17 protein-coding genes are annotated in these 17,738 nt (G+C 70.8%); 7 read left to right on the top strand and 10 right to left on the bottom strand.

Going from position 1 to position 17,738, the window contains the following annotated elements; all coding sequences use genetic code 11:
* Positions 1 to 45: 45 nt before the first annotated feature.
* From BLV96_RS51005 to BLV96_RS41795, 4 genes are all read left to right on the top strand, one after another.
* Positions 46 to 501, top strand: coding sequence for a hypothetical protein (locus tag BLV96_RS51005; RefSeq protein WP_244180885.1), 456 nt, complete (start codon positions 46 to 48; stop codon positions 499 to 501).
* Between the two features lie 254 nt (positions 502 to 755).
* Positions 756 to 1,568 (top strand): TIGR03620 family F420-dependent LLM class oxidoreductase, encoded by an 813-nt coding sequence (locus tag BLV96_RS41805; protein WP_086676629.1) that lies wholly within the window; start codon positions 756 to 758, stop codon positions 1,566 to 1,568.
* A gap of 128 nt (positions 1,569 to 1,696) precedes the next feature.
* A complete protein-coding gene (locus BLV96_RS41800) occupies positions 1,697 to 3,025 on the top strand; it encodes an ankyrin repeat domain-containing protein (RefSeq protein WP_091390294.1) in 1,329 nt (442 codons plus the stop codon).
* Positions 3,026 to 3,095: 70 nt separating this feature from the next.
* Positions 3,096 to 3,977, top strand: a complete 882-nt coding sequence (locus BLV96_RS41795; protein ID WP_086670331.1) for a nuclear transport factor 2 family protein — start codon at positions 3,096 to 3,098, stop codon at positions 3,975 to 3,977.
* Here the strand turns inward: BLV96_RS41795 and BLV96_RS41790 are convergent.
* The 4 genes from BLV96_RS41790 to BLV96_RS41775 all read right to left on the bottom strand — a co-directional run bounded on the left by BLV96_RS41790 (position 3,974) and on the right by BLV96_RS41775 (position 7,787).
* Complete coding sequence (locus tag BLV96_RS41790) at positions 3,974 to 4,252, bottom strand: DUF397 domain-containing protein (protein WP_086670329.1); 279 nt, start codon at positions 4,250 to 4,252, stop codon at positions 3,974 to 3,976. The genes BLV96_RS41795 and BLV96_RS41790 overlap by 4 nt on opposite strands.
* 86 nt (positions 4,253 to 4,338) lie before the next feature.
* A complete protein-coding gene (ilvC, locus tag BLV96_RS41785; RefSeq protein WP_013223583.1) occupies positions 4,339 to 5,352 on the bottom strand; it encodes a ketol-acid reductoisomerase in 1,014 nt (337 codons plus the stop codon).
* 34 nt (positions 5,353 to 5,386) lie between these two features.
* Positions 5,387 to 5,893: an acetolactate synthase small subunit gene (ilvN, locus tag BLV96_RS41780; protein WP_003080760.1), complete on the bottom strand. Its 507-nt coding sequence runs from the start codon at positions 5,891 to 5,893 to the stop codon at positions 5,387 to 5,389.
* 1 nt (position 5,894) lies between these two features.
* Positions 5,895 to 7,787 carry an acetolactate synthase large subunit gene (locus tag BLV96_RS41775; protein ID WP_167379911.1) on the bottom strand — a complete coding sequence of 631 codons (1,893 nt, stop codon included), beginning with the start codon at positions 7,785 to 7,787 and terminating at the stop codon, positions 5,895 to 5,897.
* Between the two features lie 336 nt (positions 7,788 to 8,123).
* On the opposite strand from BLV96_RS41775, the gene BLV96_RS41770 reads away from it, so the two are divergent.
* On the top strand, positions 8,124 to 8,573 hold the full coding sequence (locus tag BLV96_RS41770; RefSeq protein WP_208608468.1) for a PH domain-containing protein: 450 nt from the start codon (positions 8,124 to 8,126) through the stop codon (positions 8,571 to 8,573).
* A gap of 47 nt (positions 8,574 to 8,620) precedes the next feature.
* A complete protein-coding gene (ilvD, locus tag BLV96_RS41765) occupies positions 8,621 to 10,465 on the top strand; it encodes a dihydroxy-acid dehydratase (RefSeq protein WP_086670323.1) in 1,845 nt (614 codons plus the stop codon).
* Positions 10,466 to 10,935: 470 nt separating this feature from the next.
* On the opposite strand, the gene BLV96_RS41760 is transcribed toward ilvD, so the two are convergent.
* Positions 10,936 to 11,511, bottom strand: a complete 576-nt coding sequence (locus BLV96_RS41760; protein WP_086670321.1) for a DoxX family membrane protein — start codon at positions 11,509 to 11,511, stop codon at positions 10,936 to 10,938.
* A gap of 37 nt (positions 11,512 to 11,548) precedes the next feature.
* Complete coding sequence (locus BLV96_RS41755) at positions 11,549 to 12,457, bottom strand: 2-hydroxyacid dehydrogenase (RefSeq protein ID WP_167379910.1); 909 nt, start codon at positions 12,455 to 12,457, stop codon at positions 11,549 to 11,551.
* 65 nt (positions 12,458 to 12,522) lie between these two features.
* Here BLV96_RS41755 and BLV96_RS41750 point away from each other — a divergent pair, with 65 nt between their 5' ends.
* Positions 12,523 to 13,731, top strand: a complete 1,209-nt coding sequence (locus BLV96_RS41750) for a PQQ-dependent sugar dehydrogenase (protein WP_086670316.1) — start codon at positions 12,523 to 12,525, stop codon at positions 13,729 to 13,731.
* Between the two features lie 40 nt (positions 13,732 to 13,771).
* Here the strand turns inward: BLV96_RS41750 and BLV96_RS41745 are convergent, their stop codons facing one another.
* Genes BLV96_RS41745 through BLV96_RS41730 form a run of 4 tightly spaced genes read right to left on the bottom strand, consistent with a single transcriptional unit; the run spans position 13,772 to position 17,614 of the window.
* Complete coding sequence (locus tag BLV96_RS41745; RefSeq protein WP_086670313.1) at positions 13,772 to 14,914, bottom strand: Gfo/Idh/MocA family protein; 1,143 nt, start codon at positions 14,912 to 14,914, stop codon at positions 13,772 to 13,774.
* Entirely contained in the window at positions 14,911 to 15,627 is a 717-nt protein-coding gene (locus tag BLV96_RS41740) for a cupin domain-containing protein (RefSeq protein WP_086670311.1), read from the bottom strand. Before BLV96_RS41740 ends, BLV96_RS41745 begins: the two co-directional genes overlap by 4 nt.
* The gene (locus tag BLV96_RS41735) at positions 15,624 to 16,544 is read right to left on the bottom strand and encodes a DUF6807 domain-containing protein (RefSeq protein WP_086670309.1); all 921 of its coding nucleotides are present in this window, start codon (positions 16,542 to 16,544) and stop codon (positions 15,624 to 15,626) included. The genes BLV96_RS41740 and BLV96_RS41735 overlap by 4 nt, the downstream gene beginning before the upstream one ends.
* Positions 16,541 to 17,614 carry a Gfo/Idh/MocA family protein gene (locus tag BLV96_RS41730; protein ID WP_167379909.1) on the bottom strand — a complete coding sequence of 358 codons (1,074 nt, stop codon included), beginning with the start codon at positions 17,612 to 17,614 and terminating at the stop codon, positions 16,541 to 16,543. Before BLV96_RS41730 ends, BLV96_RS41735 begins: the two co-directional genes overlap by 4 nt.
* Positions 17,615 to 17,738: the final 124 nt, after the last annotated feature.

Genomic DNA, 17,738 nt, shown 5'->3' with positions numbered 1-17,738 from the left:
GTATATTAACCGGAGGCGGCCTCACATTACTGGAGGGAACTGAGGATGACCTTGATCGAAGACACGCGAGCCCGGCTCGGCGCGCTCGGCGCCTGGCTGCCGAGCGCGCCCCTGGCCCCACCCCCGGACGTCGAGCGCGCGGCCACCCGGCGGCTCGCCGAAGCCGGCTACGGCTCGGTGTGGAGCGGCGAAGGCCCCGGCACCCGCGAAGTGTTCGCCCACTTCGGCGACCTCCTGGCGACGGTGCCGGACGTCGTGCTCGGCACCGGCATCGGGCACGCGATCCAGGCGGCGAAGCTCGGCGAGGACTACCGGCCGCTCGACCGTCTATCCGAAGTGGACAGTGCGGCGACCGAAACCGATTCGCCAGTCACGTTTCCGCGTGCGCCGGCCACCGCCAGGCCGCGGCCGCAGTCGCGCGACCATGCCGACGCCGTCCACCCGCACGCTCGGCCCATCTCGCACCCGCCGTACGCGGGTGAAATCCCTGAGCCGGACTAGCTGCTGGTCCCACAGCGGATCGGGCTGCCCGGCATCCGCGAGGACACCCCAGAGAGCATCCGGCTCCGAGTGTCACGGTCGTGGTCGGCGGCACGTCGTCAGCGCTCGCATCGAGCAGATCGTCCAGGCGCTCGGCGATCGTCGAGGCATGGCCCCGCCGGACGATTTCCTCGACGAACCGATCGCGTGCCGTCCGCGGCCACGTTCGAGTCCACTGTGGACGCCCTGCTCGACCTGGCCCCGGAGGTGCTCCGATGAGCGTGGGAATCTGGCGGTTCTTCGACGGCGCCCCGATCACCGAACTGCGGGAAACGGCCGCCGAGGTGGAAGAACTCGGCTTCGACGCGATCTGGTTCGGCGAGTACGCCGGCCGGGAAGCGTTCACCCAGGCCGCACTGCTGCTCGCGGCGACGGCGAAGCTGACCGTCGCCACCGGGGTCGCGCGGTTCGACCAGCGCTCCCCGCTCGCGGCGGAAAGCGCCGTCCGCGCGCTGGGCGAGGCCTACCCGGGCCGGTTCATCGCGGGCCTCGGCGGGCACCGGCCGGGCGCGCGGCCGCTGACGGCGTTGCGCGACTACCTCGACGGGATGGCCGCGGCCGACCTGCCGGGCCTGCCCCAGCCGTCGCCCCGCCCGCGCCGGGTGCTCGCGGCGCTGGGCCCGAACCTGCTGGACCTGGCGGCCGAACGCGCCGACGGCGCCCACCCGTACTTCGTCCCGCCGGAGCACACGGCGATGGCGCGCGAACGGCTCGGGCCGGGCAAGTACCTCGCCGTCGAGCAGGCGGTGGTGCTCGACGCGGCACCCGAAACCGCGCGGGAGCACGTGGACCTCTACGTCCGGCAGGCCCCGCACCACCAGGCGAACCTGCGCCGGCTCGGCTTCACCGACGACGACCTGGCCGACGGCGGCAGCGACCGCCTGGTCGACGCCATCGTCGCGACCGGGGAACAGGCGGCGGCCGACCGGATCCAGGCTCACCTCGACGCGGGCGCCGACCACGTCTGCGTCCAGATCCTGGCGCGCACGGCGAAGTCCTACCGCAGGCTGGCCGATCTCCTGCCCTGACGGGGGTACGCTGGCGGGGCGCGGCCGGGGCCGCGTCCCGTCCGCGGAAAGGGCCGAGCCCACCCCCGCAGCACCGCACCACCAGCTACGCACCTTCTTTCCTGCCCGGTGCCGGCGGACCACGGGCGATGAGGAAAGGAGGCACGACCGTGCCCGGTGGACTCAACCTCGAACAACTCCGCAAGCGCGCGAAGGAACGCTCGCGTGCCGAAGGCGTCCAGCTCGCCGAAGCGCAGTTCCGGATCGCCCGCGACCACGGTTTCCCGAGCTGGCCGAAACTCCGGGCGTACGTCCGGCGCGTCACCGAACACGGCGAAACCCTGCAGCACCCGTACCACCAGGACGTCGAGTACTACGCCGAGCGCGCGCTCGGCCTGCTCGCCTCGGCCGAAGACGAGACACCCGGCGCGCGCGAGCCGTTCGACCGCTGGAGTCAGCCGCTCACCCGCGACGGCGCCCGCGCGGTCGTCGCCCGGGAGCACGGATTCGTTTCCTGGAAAGCACTTCGCGCCCACGTCAAGTCTCTTGCGGACAGTGGTGAGCCGTTCGCCCGCGCATACCGCGCCGTCGAAGCGCGGGACCTCGACGGGCTCGGTACGCTCCTGGCGGAGTTCCCCGGTCTCGTCTCCGCGCGCGGCACCAACGGCAACGACCTGCTCGGCATGGCCGGCGCGACGTGCGACGAGCGGCTCAGCCGGCTCCTGCTCGACCACGGCGCCGACCCCGCGCGCGGCAACGTCCACGGCTGGACGCCGTTGCACCAAGCCGCCTACAGCAACCTGCCGCACCTGCTCGCCCTGCTGCTGGACCGCGGCGCGCCGGTCGACGTCGCGGCCCGCGGCGACGGCGGCACTCCTCTGGTCGTCGCCCTCTTCTGGGGCCACCGCGAAGCCACGGAGACGCTCGCGGAGCACAGTCGAGCGCCGGGCAACCTGCGCGTCGCGGCCGGGCTCGGCGACACCGCCTTCATCGACGAACTGCTGACCTCGGGCGAGCCCGGCGCCCACCGGGGCTTTTACCGTCCCCACAGCGGCTTCCCGGCCTGGCAGCCGACGGACGACCCCGCCGAGGTCAAGAACGAAGCTCTCTCCTGGGCCGCGCGCAACGACCGCGTCGAAGCCCTGCGGAAGCTCGTCGCTCGCGGTGCCGACGTGAACGCCGACGTCTACCGCGGCACGGCCCTGACGTGGGCGGCGGCGCAGGGCAAGCTCGCCGCCGTCCGGACGCTGCTGGACCTCGGCGCCGACGTGAACCACCGCGGCACGTTCGGCGGGCCGGGACACGGCGAGGGCGTCACGGCCCTGCACCTGGCCGCGCAGTCCGGGCACCTCGACGTCATCCGCTTCCTGGTCGAAAACGGCGCGGACGCCGGCGCGCGGGACGCGCTCTTCGACAGCACTCCCGAGACGTGGGCGGAGGTGTGCGGACAGCCGGCCGCCCGGGACCTCCTTCGCTAGACAACCGGAGTCTGTAGTCCGTATCGTACTAGGCGGACTACGGACTCCGTTTTGCCCACTGGGAGGATTCATGACCACACCTCGCGACGTCTTCGCTGCGTTGTCCGACGGCATCAGCGAAGGGCGCTTCGCCGACCTGTCCGCGCTTTACGCCGAAGACACGGTCGTCGAACACCCCCAAGCCGTGCCGCGGCCGACGCGCCTCACCGGCCGCGCCGCCGTCCACGAGCGCTTCACCGGCGCCCTGGCCACGACGCTGCGGCTCACGCGCAAGAACGTCGTCGTCCACGAGACGACCGACCCCGAGGTGATCGTCGCCGAATACGACTACGACGCCGAGTCGCTCGAAACCGGCAAGACCACACCGACGGCCAACATCCAGGTGCTGCGCGTGCGCGACGGCCTGATCGTCCACTCCCGCGACTACCACGACTACCTGCGCCTCGCGGCGATCCGCGACGGCGTCGACCAGCTCGTGCAGGCCTACGAACAGGCACCGCCGCGCGAGTTGTCGCCGATCGGACCACGGACGTCGAGCGACCCGGCGAGCCGCCGCGAAGTCTTCGAGCGGCTCGTCTACGGCGTCTCGGACAAGCGCGGCGAAGAGCTGGCGGAGCTGTACGCCGGGGAAACGCACGTCACGCACCCGTTCCAGCCGGGCTCGGCCGTGGTGCGCACGCGCGAGGAACTGCGGGCGCACTTCAAGCAGGCCGAGGGGATGAGCGTCGACCTCGAGGCGACCGACCTGGTCACCTACGAGGGCACCGATCCCGAGGTGCTGATCGCCGAGTTCGCCTACCAGGGCGAGTACGCCGGGCGCCCGGTGCGGATCGCCAACATCTTCGCCATGCGCATTCGCGACGGCTTGGTCGTCGAGTCCCGCGACTACGGCGACCACCTCGGCATCGCCGGCGACCTCGGCGCGATCCCCGAGCTGGCCGCGAAGCTTTAAGCCTCCGCGAGGTCCTCGGGCAGGTCGAACTCGCCGTCGCGGACGCCCTTGACGAACGCGTCCCACTCCGACGGCGTGAAGACGAGGATGACGCCGTCCGGCTTCGCCGACTGCCGCATGGCGGTGTAGGTGACGCCGTCGGTGTGCTCGATGAAGGCGTACTCGACGCAGTCGTCGAGGGTGACGCCCTCGGGCTCCGCCCGGATCCACTCCGCCTTCGTGAAGTCGAGGTGGTGCCGGATGTGCGCCTTGTCGTCGACCGGCTGCTCACTCATGTCGCCAGCGTAGCGAAACGACCACCGAACGCACCGAAGGGGACGCCCGCAGGCGGGCGTCCCCTTCGGCGTCAGGGAGAAAAGACTCAGGCGGTCTCGGTGATCGGCCGGTCCACCCACGACATCAGGTCGCGCAGCTTCTTGCCGGTCGCCTCGATCGGGTGCTGGTTGCCCTGCTCCTCGAGCTTGGTGAAGTTCGGCCGGCCGGCCTCGTCCTCGGCGACCCACTCGCGGGCGAACGTGCCGTCCTGGATCTCGCCGAGGATCTTCTTCATCTCTTCCTTGACCGCCGGCGAGATGACGCGCGGGCCGCGGGTCAGGTCGCCGTACTCGGCGGTGTCGGAGATCGAGTAGCGCTGGCGCGCGATGCCGCCCTCGTACATGAGGTCGACGATCAGCTTCAGCTCGTGCAGCACCTCGAAGTAGGCGATCTCCGGGGCGTAGCCGGCCTCGGTGAGCACCTCGAAACCGGTCTGCACCAGCGCGGACGCGCCACCGCAGAGCACGGCCTGCTCGCCGAAGAGGTCGGTCTCGGTCTCCTCGGTGAACGTCGTCTTGATGACGCCGGCGCGGGCGCCACCGATGGCGGCCGCGTAGGAGAGCGCGAGCGCCTGGGCGTTGCCGGACGCGTCCTGCTCGACCGCGATGAGCGCCGGGACGCCCTTGCCGTCGACGAACTGGCGGCGGACCAGGTGGCCCGGGCCCTTCGGGGCGACCATGGCGACGTCGACGTTGGCCGGCGGCTTGATCAGGTCGTAGCGGATGTTGAAGCCGTGCCCGAAGAAGATCGCGTCGCCGTCCTTGAGGTTCGGCGCGATGTCCTGCTCGTAGATGAAGCGCTGCTTCGTGTCCGGCGCCAGGATCATGATCAGGTCGGCTTCGGCCGACGCCTCGGCCGGGGTGAGCACGCGCAGGCCCTGCTCCTCGGCCTTCGCCCGCGACTTGGACCCCTCGGGCAGGCCGATGCGGACGTCGACGCCGGAGTCGCGCAGGCTCAGCGAGTGGGCGTGGCCCTGGCTGCCGTAGCCGATGACAGCGACCTTGCGCCCCTGGATGATCGAGAGGTCGGCGTCGTCGTCGTAGAAGATTTCCACTGCCATGGGGGTTACTGCTTCCTTTCCTGACTTACTTCTTTTAGCGCGGGGATGTCGCGGTGATCGAACGGGCGCCGCGACCCACCGCGACCATGCCGGACTGCACGAGCTCGCGGATGCCATACGGCTCCAGCATCCGCAGCAACGCACCGATCTTGTCGGACGTCCCGGTGGCCTCGACGGTGAGTGCCTCGGGAGAGACGTCCACCACCTTGGCCCGGAAGAGCTGGACGGTCTCGAGGACCTGGCTGCGCACGGTGTTGTCGGCGCGCACCTTCACCAGCAGCAGTTCGCGCTGCACGGCGGTCGACTGCTCCAGCTCGACGATCTTGATCACGTTGACCAGCTTGTTGAGCTGCTTCGTCACCTGTTCGAGCGGTAGCTCTTCCACGGCGACCACGATCGTCATGCGGGACACCTCGGGGTTTTCCGTGGGCCCGACGGCGAGGGACTCGATGTTGAACCCGCGGCGGGAGAACAGGCCCGAGACGCGCGCGAGCACACCCGGCTTGTTCTCGACCAGCACACTCAGCGTGTGGACGCTCATCTCAGCGCTCACCTTCCCCGGCGGCTTCCGCGGCGGCCTCGGTCGTCTCGACCGAAACCTCGTCGTCGTCGAACAGCGGCCGGATGCCCCGGACCGCCATGATCTCGTCGTTGCCGGTGCCCGCGGCGACCATCGGCCACACCTGGGCATCCTTCCCCACGACGAAGTCGATCACGACGGGGCGGTCGTTGATCTCCATCGCGCGGCGGATGGTGGCGTCGACGTCTTCCTTGGTCTCGCAGCGCAGGCCGGCGCAGCCCAGCGCTTCGGCCAGCAGCACGAAGTCCGGGATGCGGTGCTTGTGCGTGCCGAGGTCGGTGTTGGAGTACCGCTCCGAGTAGAAGAGGTTCTGCCACTGCCGGACCATGCCCAGGTTGCCGTTGTTGATGACGGCGACCTTGATCGGCGCCCCCTCGATGGCGCAGGTGGCGAGTTCCTGGTTGGTCATCTGGAAGCAGCCGTCGCCGTCGATCGCCCACACCGGGGTGTCCGGGACGCCGAACTGCGCGCCCATCGCGGCCGGCACGGCGAAGCCCATGGTGCCGAGCCCGCCGGAGTTGATCCAGGTGCGCGGGTTCTCGTACTTGACGAACTGCGCGGCCCACATCTGGTGCTGGCCGACGCCGGCGGCGTAGACGGCGTCCGGGCCGACGAGCTCGCCGATCCGCTCGATGACGTACTGCGGCGACAGCGAACCGTCGTCCGGCCACTCGTACCCGGCCGGGTAGGTCTTGCGCCAGTCGTCGGCCAGCGTCCACCACGCGGCCAGGTCCGGCTTGCCGCCGTGCTCGAACTCCGTGGTGACCGCGGCGATCAGCTCGCCGATGATCTCCTTGCAGTCGCCCACGATCGGGACGTCGGCCTTGCGGTTCTTGGAGATCTCGGCCGGGTCGATGTCGGCGTGCACGATCGCGGCGTCCGGCGCGAAGGACGACAGCTGCCCGGTGACGCGGTCGTCGAACCGGGCGCCGAGCGCGATCAGCAGGTCGGCGCGCTGCATCGCGGCGACGGCGGCGACCGAGCCGTGCATGCCCGGCATGCCGAGGTGCTGCGGGTGCGAGTCGGGGAACGCGCCGCGTGCCATCAGCGTGGTGACGACCGGGATGTTCGTCAGCTCGGCGAGCTGCTTCAGCTGCTCGTGCGCTTCGGCCTTGATGACACCGCCGCCGACGTACAGCACCGGGCGGCGCGCCTTCGAGATGAGCTTCGCGGCTTCGCGGACCTGCTTGCCGTGCGGGCGCAGCGTCGGGCGGTAACCCGGGAGGCGCAGCTCGGTCGGCCAGGAGAACGAGGTCATCTCCTGGAGCACGTCCTTGGGGATGTCCACCAGGACCGGGCCGGGTCGGCCCGTGGACGCCAGGTGGAACGCCTCGGCGATGGTCCGCGGGATGTCCGCGGGGTCGGTGACGAGGAAGTTGTGCTTGGTGATCGGCATGGTGATGCCGCAGATGTCGGCTTCCTGGAACGCGTCGGTGCCGATCAGCGAGCGCGACTGCTGCCCGGTGATGGCGACGACCGGGACGGAGTCCATGTTCGCGTCGGCCAGCGGCGTCACCAGGTTGGTCGCGCCCGGGCCCGACGTCGCCATGCAGACGCCGACCTTGCCGGTGGCCTGCGCGTAGCCGGTGGCGGCGTGCCCCGCGCCCTGCTCGTGGCGGACCAGGACGTGGCGGACCTTCGTGGAGTCCAGCAACGGGTCGTAGGCGGGCAGGATGGTGCCGCCCGGAATGCCGAAGACCACCTCGGCGCCGACCGCCTCGAGCGAGCGCACGAGGGACTGCGCACCGGTGACGCGCACCGGGGTTCCCGCCGGTGGCGCCGGCTTCGGACGTGCTCCGGGCGTTCCGGGCGTCGGCCCGGGTTTCGCGTCGCTGCGCGACGTGGCACTGGTCATCGGATCTGCCTCGTGGGTCTCGGTGTCACTCGTTCGGGTCTTTTTTGAGCTCTATCGGTGCGGTGGGGCGGGGAATCTCTTCCCTAGGGCAACAAAAAACCCTCGCCGACCGTAAGGTCGCACGAGGGTTCGCGCGTCGACGCAGCGGAAAGTCTTCCCTAAGCGTCGACGCGCTTGGGAAGTACGAGGCCGGTCAGCGGTGTCACGACGCTGACGCTAGTCCGCCCGCCGCGCGGGTGTCAACTCTGCGGGATGACGTGTCCGCATGGTGGACGCGGGTCACACCCGGCCCGACCCGGGTTCGGGCCGGTCGTGCGCGCGGTGCACCATTTCCGGGTGGCCGAAAAAGAGCAGGACGAAGGCCGGAAGGCCGTCTTCCGCATCCCCCGCACGTCGTTCATGGCGATCGCCCTCCTGACGATCTGCGTGACGCCGGTCGCGCTCGGGGACATCCCGTACTTGCAGTGGCTCTACATCTTCCCCGTCGCGCTGGCGGTGTTCGTGATCCGGACGCGCACGGTCGCGACCCGCGAAGGCCTGGCGACCCGCACGATGTTCGGCCACCGCGACGTCCCGTGGTCGGCGTTGAAGGGCCTGGCGATCACCAAGAAGTCGCGCGTGCAGGCGGTGCTGAAGGACGACACGAAGGTGCCGCTGCCGACCGTGCGGACCCGGCACCTGCCGGTGCTGTCGCTGGTCAGCGAAGGTCTGGTGGCGGATCCGAGCGGGCTCCTGGACGCCGACGACATCAAGCCCGGCCGATCGGAAGCTTCCGCGTCGGAGTAAATTGGTAGAACCAGTTTGCCCCACCACGCTTTGACCTGGGAGTTTACGTGCCGCCTCTTCGTTCCAGGACCACCACCCACGGACGCAACGCGGCGGGCGCGCGCTCGCTCTGGCGCGCCACCGGCATGACCGACAGCGACTTCGGCAAGCCGATCGTGGCGATCGCCAACTCCTACACGCAGTTCGTGCCCGGCCACGTGCACCTCAAGGACCTCGGCGAGATCGTCGCGGGCGCGGTCAAGGAGGCGGGCGGCGTCGCGCGCGAGTTCCACACGATCGCCGTCGACGACGGCATCGCCATGGGCCACTCCGGCATGCTCTACTCGCTGCCCTCGCGCGAGATCATCGCCGACTCGGTCGAGTACATGGTCAACGCGCACCAGGCCGACGCGCTCGTCTGCATCTCCAACTGCGACAAGATCACGCCGGGCATGCTCAACGCGGCCATGCGGCTCAACATCCCGGTGGTGTTCGTCTCCGGCGGCCCGATGGAGGCCGGCAAGGCCGTCGTCGTGGGCGGTGTCGCGCAGGCCCCGACCGACCTGATCACGGCGATCGCCGCGTCGGCCAGCCCCGAGGTCGACGAAGACGGCCTGTCGATCGTCGAGCGTTCGGCGTGCCCGACGTGCGGGTCGTGCTCCGGCATGTTCACCGCGAATTCGATGAACTGTCTCACCGAGGCCCTCGGTTTGTCGCTGCCCGGCAACGGCTCGACGCTGGCGACCCACGCCGCGCGTCGCGCGCTGTTCGAGGAGGCCGGCCGCACGGTCGTCGAGCTGTGCCGCCGCTGGTACGAAAACGACGACGACTCGGTCCTGCCGCGCTCGATCGCGTCGAAGGCGGCGTTCGAGAACGCGATGGCCCTGGACATGGCGATGGGCGGCTCGACGAACACGGTGCTGCACATCCTCGCCGCCGCGCAGGAGGGCGAGGTCGACTTCACGATCGCCGACATCGACGCGATCGGCCGCCGCGTGCCGTGCCTGTCGAAGGTGGCGCCGAACTCGGACTACCACATGGAGGACGTCCACCGCGCGGGCGGAATCCCGGCGATCCTGGGCGAGCTGTACCGCGGCGGCCTGCTGAACACCGACGTCCGCTCGGTCCACTCCGACGATCTGGATTCCTGGCTTTCCGCCTGGGACATCCGGGCTTCGTCGCCGTCTTCCGTCGCCGTCGAACTGTTCCACGCGGCGCCGGGCGGGGTCCGCACGACGCAGGCGTTCTCGACCGAGAACCGCTGGTCGTCGCTCGACACCGACGCTTCCGGGGGTTGCATCCGCGACGTCGAGCACGCGTACACGAAGGACGGCGGCCTGGCGATCCTCCGCGGCAACCTGGCGGAGAACGGCGCGGTGATCAAGGCCGCGGGCATCGACGAGGACCTGTGGCACTTCGAGGGCCCGGCGCGGGTGCTGGAGAGCCAGGAGGAAGCGGTCTCGGCGATCCTCAAGAAGGAGATCCAGCCGGGCGAGGTCCTGGTGATCCGCTACGAGGGCCCCGCGGGCGGCCCGGGCATGCAGGAAATGCTGCACCCGACGGCGTTCCTGAAGGGATCGGGCCTGGGCAAGAAGTGCGCCCTGATCACGGACGGCCGCTTCTCGGGCGGTTCGTCGGGCATCTCGGTGGGCCACATTTCCCCGGAGGCCGCGGCGGGCGGCTTGATCGCCCTGGTGGAGAACGGCGACCGCATCCTGCTGGACATCCACGAGCGCCGCCTGGAGCTGCTGGTGGACCCGGAGGTCCTGGCCGAGCGCCGGTCGAAGATGGAGGCATCGGAGAGGCCGTGGCAGCCGAAGGAGCGCCAGCGCCCGGTGACGGCGGCTCTGCGCGCGTACGCACGGATGGCGACTTCGGCGGACACCGGCGCGGTCCGCGACGTGAACAAGTAAGTCCGGCTCAAGCCGACGAAGGCCGTCCCGCTCCGCGGGGCGGCCTTCGTCGTTCCACCGCCTGCTTCGGGGACAACCTCGCCGTCCTACCCGCCTGCTTCGCGGACTGCGTTCGCCGACCTACCACCTGCTTCGCGGACTGCGTTCACCGACCCACCGCCTGCTTCGCAGACTGCGTTCACCGACCCACCGCCTGCTCCCGGGACAGCCTCGCCGTCCCACCACCCTGTTCCCGAGGCGGCCTTCGCCGTACCTGCTCCCGGGGTCGCCTCGCCGTCCACCGCCCCGGTTCGTGCCACCTTCCGGGCCCCAGCCGCCAGGGGGACCCCCGATTTCAACGCTACCGGCAGCCACCGACAATCCCGGGCGCCCGCAGCGAAGTTGTCCACAACCCCAGCCGCACCGCCCGGGTAGTCCACAGGCTCCGCACGCGAAGCCGACCTGTCCACACCCCGGCCGTCGCGGTGCCCCTACCGCGTCAAAACGATGACCACCACCGCGGCCGCCGCGGCCAGCAGCAGCGAAACCAGCCCCAGCGGCAACGGCCGCTTCCGCCACGGCGTGTTCCGCTCCAGCGAAATCGGCCCCGACCCGGTGAACAGCAGGCTCAGCGCGGACAGCCCCAGCAGCAGCTCGAACTCGAAGCCCTGCCCCTGCCCCTCGAAGAACCCACCGTGGGCCTTCGCGTAGACCGCGTTCGCCGCGACCCCGAGCAGCCCCGCCGCGGCCAGCGGCGTGAACAGCCCGACGACCACCAGCACCCCGCCGCCCAGCTCGACGATGCCGGTGATCCACGACAGCAGCGTCGTCTGCTTGTGGTACCCGAACGTCTCCAGCATCCGCGCGAACCCGCCGATGCCCGGCCCGCCGAACAGGCCGAACAGGTGCTGCAGCCCGTGCGCGCCCATCGTCGCGCCGAGCCCCACCCGCAGGATCAGCAGGCCGAGGCCCAGCCCGCCCTGGCGTGGGGTGTCGTCGGCGCCGTTGTCCTCGACGTCCGACAGGAGGCTGGTGGGCTGCTGCGAAAAGTCGTCTCCACTGCTCACGCGCGAAGGGTAGGGGATCCGCGGCGGCCTGGCGACCTCAGTACTCGCCGTGGACGAGGTTGTCAGGCAGCTCGCCGCCGGCGTACCGCGCGATTTCCGCCGCCGCGACGGCGTACGACCGCCCCCGCACCCCGCGCACGGCCCCGCCGACGTGCGGCGTCAGCAGCAGACCCGGCGCGGTCCACAGCGGGTGCCCCGGAGGGGGCGGCTCGGGATCGGTGACGTCGAGCGCGGCGCGCAACCGGCCCGTGGTCAGTTCGGCGACCAAGGCGTCGGTGCCGACGACGGCGCCGCGCGCCACGTTGACCAGCACCGCGCCGTCGCGCATCTCGGCAAGGAAAGCTGCGTCGACCATCCCCCGCGTCCGCGAAGTCAGCGGCACCATCAGCACGACGACGTCGTGCAGCCCGAGCAGCGACGGCAGCTCCTTCACGCCGTGCACGCCCTCCCGCGCGGTCATCCCGACCATCGTGCACCGCGCGTCGAACGGCTCGAGCCGGCGCCGCAGGTGCTGCCCGAGGTCGCCGGCGCCGATGATGAGCACGCGCTTGCCCTGCAACGTGTCGGTGCTCTGCCGCTCCCACCGGCCCTCGCGCTGCGCCGCGCCGAAGACGTCCAGCTTCCGGTAGATCGAGAGCAACGCGGCCACGACCCACTCGGCGGTGCTCCCGCCGTGCGCGCCCCGGCATGTCGAGAGCAGGACGCCGTCGGGCACCTTGCCGACCCAGTCCTCGGCGCCGGCTGACAGCAGCTGGATCAGCTTCAGGTTCGGCAGCGTGCGCCACAGTTCCTCGCCCGGCGGGTGCTTGCCCGGGATCAGCACCTCGGCCTTCGCGGCTTCCTGGGGCGCCGGTTCGCCCCACTGGTAGCGCACGGGCAGGACCCGCGGCACCTCGGCGAGCACGGTCATGCCCTCGTCGTCGGGGACCAGCACGGTCAGCGTCATGATCCCCAACGTAATCCAGGAGTACTCACCCATGGTTCACGCGGCGGCCCTTAGGCTGGGCGATCATGCGCACTAGGTACCGGTCGGCCCTGCTGGCGATCCTGGCCTGCGGCGTCCTGCTGCCCGCCGGGTGCGCCCGGTTCGACGACACCGCCGCGGGCCAGACGTTCAGCCCGGCACCCGTGCCCAGCCCGGAGTCGCCGCCCGAGGTCCAGGGCCCCGGCGCGGACTCCGGCGGCGACGGCAAGCAGGTGCGTCCCGGCCAGTCGGCCACCCCCGTCCCGCCGCCGCAGGGCTGCAAGGACTTCGACCCCGCGGTCATCGCGACCTGCCTGGACACCGTCGCGGCGGTGGCCGGCCTGCCGGGTGACGGCTCCACGCCGAGCGCGCTGGCGGGCGAGCGCAAGAGCGGCCGCGTGCTGCTCGCGACGGCGGGCAAGGACGCCACGGACTTCGCGAAGCTCGACGTCCAGGCGGCCGGCGACGGCGGTTTGACCGGCCTCGCGCTGTCGCCGTCGTACGTCGAGGACCAGCTCGTGTTCGCTTACGTGACCACGGCGACCGACAACCGCGTCGTGCGCTTCGCCAAGGGCCAGGCGGCCAAGCCCGTGCTCACCGGCATCCCGAAGGGCGCGACCGGCAACCGCGGCACGATCAGCGCCGACAACCGCGGCGCCCTGCTCGTCGCGACCGGCGACGGCGGCAACCCGAACGCCGCCGCCGACCCGAACTCGCTCGCCGGGAAGGTGCTGCGGATCGACACGTCCGGCAAGGCCGCGGCGGGCAACCCGAACGGGTCCCTGGTCGTGGCCGCCGGGCTGCATGCCCCGGGCGGCGTGTGCGCTTCCGCCGACGGCGGCCGCGTCTGGGTCACCGACCGCCTCGCCGACAAGGACGCCCTCTACCGCGTTCAGGCCGGGCAGCCGCTGACGACACCGGCGTGGACGTGGACGGACAAGCCCGGCGTCGCCGGTTGCGCGGATTTCGTCGACGCGAACGGCCTCCTCGGCGTCGCGACCTCGCTGGCCGGGAACCTGCAGAACCTGCCGGTGACGCCGGACGGCGCGATCAGCGGCAAGCCGTCGGTGAGCCTCGACGGCAAGACCGGCAAGCCGCCGGAGACGTTCGGCCGGCTCGCCGGCATGAGCATGATCAACCCGCAGCTCGCGGTGGCCGGCACGGTCAACAAGGACGGCGGCACCCCGGTGTCGAGCGACGACCGCGTCGTGCTGATCACCCCGGCGACCTCCGGCGGTGGCAACGGCAAGGACTGACAACCCGGCGTCGTCGATTCGCGACCACCAACCCGGCGGCTCAGCTCAGCGGCTTGAGCTCCACGCGGCGCCCTTCCGCCGACGACGCCAGCCCGGCCTCGGCGAGCTGCAGCCCGCGCGCGGCCGAGAAGAAGTCGTAGCGGTGTTGCCGTCCGGCGACCACGTCCCGGACGAACTCCTCCCACTGGGCCTTGAAGCCGTTGTCGAACTCGGCGTTGTCCGGCACTTCCTGCCACTGGTCGCGGAAGGGTTCGGTGGCCGGCAGGTCCGGGTTCCAGACGGGCTTCGGCGTCGCCGAGCGGTGCTGGACGCGGCATCGTCGCAAACCGGCCACGGCGCTGCCCTCGGTGCCGTCGACCTGGAACTCGACGAGCTCGTCGCGGAACACCCGCGTCGACCACGACGAGTTGATCTGCGCGATGGCGCCCGACTCGAGCTCGAAGATGCCGTACGCGGCGTCGTCGGCCGTCGCCGCGTACGCGTCGCCCTTTTCGTCCCAACGGCGCGGGATGTGCGTGGTCGCTTTCGCGGTCACGGCCTCGACGCGGCCGAAGAGGTTCTCGAGGACGTAGTTCCAGTGGCAGAACATGTCGAGGACGATCCCGCCGCCGTCCTCGGCGCGGTAGTTCCAGCTCGGCCGCTGCGCCTCCTGCCAGTCGCCCTCGAAGACCCAGTACCCGAACTCGCCGCGGACCGACAGGATGCGGCCGAAGAACCCGCCGTCGACCAGCCGCCGCAGCTTCCGCAGGCCGGGCAGGAACAGCTTGTCGTGGACGACTCCGTGACAAATCCCGGCGTCTCGCGCGAGACCGGCCAGTTCCAACGCCGCCGGCAGCGTCTCGGACAGGGGCTTCTCGGCGTAGACGTGCTTGCCCGCGGCGATCGCCGCCCGCACCGACGGCTCGCGCGCCGACGTCAGCTGCGCGTCGAAGTAGATCCCGACGTCACCGAGTGCCGTTTGGACGTCGGTCGTCCACGCGGTCAGACCGTGTCGTTCGGCGAGCTCCCGGAGTTTCGCCGCGTTCCGACCGGCGAGGATCGGCTCGAGCTGGACGCGGCTGCCGTCGGCCAGCTCAACACCGCCTTGTTCACGGATGGCCAGCACCGACCGGAGCAGGTGCTGCCGGTAGCCCATCCGGCCAGTGACCCCGTTGAGCAGCACTCCGATGCTCTTCTGGTTCATCCCTGACGACCTTCCTGGTCGATGTCGTATTCCGCGCGACGCCCGCACATGCCGTAGCCGTCCGGGTTCGACGGCGTGGCGACCCGGACACCCGACTGTTCGAGGTGGCTCCCGTCGCCGTCGGCGAGGGCCTTGAGGTGCGCGCCGGTCAGTTCGGCGGCCTTCAAGGCCCCGGCCTGCCAGCGCGGTACCCAGTCTCCGATTTTCGGCGACACGAGCGCGACGGCCGCCCGGTGGAACGCCCGCAGCGGCGCCGGATCGCCGTCCAGCAGTGCTTCGCGCAGCGGCAGGTAGCCGCTGACCGCCAGGTCACGGCGCCTTTTGGCGGCGTCGTCGGTTTTCGGCAACGCCGCGGCCTCGGCGTACGCGGCCGGGTCGCCGAGCACGTCGGACGGGAACGTGAACACGGCGTCGCCGGCCTCGGGCAGGCCGCTGTTCTGCATGAGGACGGTGACACGCAGACCGCCGCCCTGGACCATCCGGTGGACGGTCCCGGGCGCGAACCACGCGATCACGCCGGCTTCGAGCGGCGTCTGCGCGTAGCCGCAGATGCTCAGCGTTTGGACGGCGCCACGACCGGCCGTGACGACGTAGGCCTCGGTGCAGGCGAGGTGGACGTGCGGGCTGCCGCCGAGAACACCATCTTCGGCTTCCCACTCGTAGGCGCGTAAGTGCGAAATACCGATTCCACCTGGAAGCGTGAATTCGTTCATGACCATCCGTGCCTGTCGAGGTAGTCGGTCACCCGATCGCGGTCCCACGCCCCATCGGCGACGACGACCCGGTAGCGGTACGTGAAGCTCTCCCCCGGCGGCAGGGCGAACTCTTCGAAGAACGCCCACGAGAAGGCCACCATGGGCGTGTCCTGGACCCGGACGAACCAGTGCGACTCGTGGATCGCGTGGTCGTTTTCCGGCGAATGCGCGAAGACGAGCGTCGAGTGGGCATCGACGTCGTCGTGCTCGCCGACGAAGGCGAGCCACGGCGCCTGGGCGCCCATCATGTCGTCGCCCCCGAGGTCACCGGGCCCGAGGACGCGCCCGCCGCTGAAGTCGCGCGGCCCCCGCCAGTGCAGTCCGGTGTACCCGGCCCGCTCCCGGCCGGCGGTGGTCGGGCTGCCGAAGTCCAGGGGCTCGTCGCGGATGTTGGTCAGCTCGATGCCCCAGTCGATGGCCCAGGCGCCTTCGTCGGGCTCGACGGAGTGGACGACGATGTCGCGTCGCTCCCGCGCCCATTCGTCGCCGCGGTGGGTCACCCAGGTGAGCCGTTCGGTGAAGGTGAGCCGGTCGCCGCCGACGGTGAAGCCGGTGAACCCGTCGTGGCGCATCGAGCCGATGCGGTCGGGCAGGTCCTGGTACCAATGGCCGGGGACGTAGGTGTGGCCGCCCCAGAAGTTCTCGCCGGAGAGGTGGCTCGATGTCATCTGCAGTCCCTTGTGCCACCGGTGGTCGGCGGGCCGGTACCCGCTGACACGCCGGCCGCGCAGGGTCCGCAGCGGGTGGGTGTAGGGCTTGCGGGACTCGTAGGCGACGGGGTCGGGCTTGTACACATAGGACATGAGCGGGACCCCGGCCGCCTCGACGACCACGCGGTCCCCGTGCCGGTGCGTGACGGTGATGTCCGCGGTCATCCGGCCATCCCCGCGTAGAAGGGATCCCCGGGCCCGATCTCGCCCCGGCGCACGGCCCGCCCGGTGGCGGCGGCCTTGTAGAGAGCGGCGACGAACTCCAGCACCCGCCGTCCGTCGGCCCCGCCGCACGGAGGCCGCTGCCCGGCCCGGAAGGCCTCGATGACGGGTGCGAGGGCGGCGGCGTGCGAGCTGCCGACGTCGTCTTCCGGTGCGGTCTCGACGGGCCCGGCCTGCGGCGCGAGCGTGTATCGCCAGTTTTCGGCAACGTGGCCGTAGAGGTGCGTGAGCTCGACGGTGGCGCGTTCGCAGTCGATCCGGATCCGGCTCACTTCGTCGGGCGAGAGAACGCTGTTGACGACGGTGGCCAGCGCCCCGGACCCGAACCGGACGAGGGCGGTGGAGACGTCCTCGGTCTCGACGTCGTGCACGAGCCGCGCGGTCATGGCCTGGACTTCGGCCCACTCGTCCCCGTCGCCGGCCAGGAGGTGGAGCAGCAGATCCATCTGGTGGATGCCGTGGCCCATTGCGGGGCCGCCGCCTTCGGTCGCCCATCGCCCACGCCAAGGGACCGCGTAATAGGCGTGGTCGCGGTACCAGGTGGTTTGACAATGCGCGACCAGAGGACGGCCGAGCTCGCCCTTGCCGAGCAGCTCCCGGAAGTGGGCGGCGGCCGAGCCGGACCGCTGCTGGTAGACGAAGGAGACGTACGGTCCCCCGTCCCGTTCGGCGGAGGTCAGATCGTCGTATTCGGCGAGCGAACGGCAAGGAGGCTTTTCGCACCAGACCCAGGCGCCGCTCGCCAGGGCGAGCTTGGTCTGTTCGACGTGCAGGCCAGGAGGCGTGCAGATCGAGACGAGATCGGGTTCCTGCTCGGCGAGCAGGGTGCCGAGATCGCGGTAGGGCTTGGCGTGTTCCGTCGCGGAACAGAAGGCGACAGCCCGAGCCTCATCGACATCGGCGACGGCCACGAGATCGACGTCGTCACCATGGGCCTGAAAGGCGGTTCGATGGCTGTCGGCAATAGCCCCAGCCCCGACGACGGCGACCCGCAAGCGCTTTCCCCAAGCCAATCGGAACCTCCTCGACCGCCCCCGCGAACACCCGCGACACGCCTGAGTTTCGCGGTCACCGGTGCCTCCCACCGGCCGCCCGCAGCCCTGGCGACCTCCGTCTCGACCGTCTCAGAAAGCGCTT

It is taken from the genome of Amycolatopsis pretoriensis, from assembly GCF_900107925.1.
GTDB lineage: Bacteria > Actinomycetota > Actinomycetes > Mycobacteriales > Pseudonocardiaceae > Amycolatopsis > Amycolatopsis pretoriensis.
This window is presented reverse-complemented; position numbering and strand designations above follow the sequence as displayed.

What these genes read in the sequence shown, in the direction of transcription:
- BLV96_RS51005 (WP_244180885.1), top strand. Translation starts at nt 46, where the DNA reads ATGACCTTGATCGAAGACACGCGAGCCCGGCTCGGCGCGCTCGGCGCC.
- BLV96_RS41805 (WP_086676629.1), top strand. Translation starts at nt 756, where the DNA reads ATGAGCGTGGGAATCTGGCGGTTCTTCGACGGCGCCCCGATCACCGAA.
- BLV96_RS41800 (WP_091390294.1), top strand. Translation starts at nt 1,697, where the DNA reads ATGAGGAAAGGAGGCACGACCGTGCCCGGTGGACTCAACCTCGAACAA.
- BLV96_RS41795 (WP_086670331.1), top strand. Translation starts at nt 3,096, where the DNA reads ATGACCACACCTCGCGACGTCTTCGCTGCGTTGTCCGACGGCATCAGC.
- BLV96_RS41790 (WP_086670329.1), bottom strand. Translation starts at nt 4,252, where the DNA reads ATGAGTGAGCAGCCGGTCGACGACAAGGCGCACATCCGGCACCACCTC.
- ilvC (WP_013223583.1), bottom strand. Translation starts at nt 5,352, where the DNA reads ATGGCAGTGGAAATCTTCTACGACGACGACGCCGACCTCTCGATCATC.
- ilvN (WP_003080760.1), bottom strand. Translation starts at nt 5,893, where the DNA reads ATGAGCGTCCACACGCTGAGTGTGCTGGTCGAGAACAAGCCGGGTGTG.
- BLV96_RS41775 (WP_167379911.1), bottom strand. Translation starts at nt 7,787, where the DNA reads ATGACCAGTGCCACGTCGCGCAGCGACGCGAAACCCGGGCCGACGCCC.
- BLV96_RS41755 (WP_167379910.1), bottom strand. Translation starts at nt 12,457, where the DNA reads ATGACGCTGACCGTGCTGGTCCCCGACGACGAGGGCATGACCGTGCTC.
- BLV96_RS41750 (WP_086670316.1), top strand. Translation starts at nt 12,523, where the DNA reads ATGCGCACTAGGTACCGGTCGGCCCTGCTGGCGATCCTGGCCTGCGGC.
- BLV96_RS41745 (WP_086670313.1), bottom strand. Translation starts at nt 14,914, where the DNA reads ATGAACCAGAAGAGCATCGGAGTGCTGCTCAACGGGGTCACTGGCCGG.
- BLV96_RS41740 (WP_086670311.1), bottom strand. Translation starts at nt 15,627, where the DNA reads ATGAACGAATTCACGCTTCCAGGTGGAATCGGTATTTCGCACTTACGC.
- BLV96_RS41735 (WP_086670309.1), bottom strand. Translation starts at nt 16,544, where the DNA reads ATGACCGCGGACATCACCGTCACGCACCGGCACGGGGACCGCGTGGTC.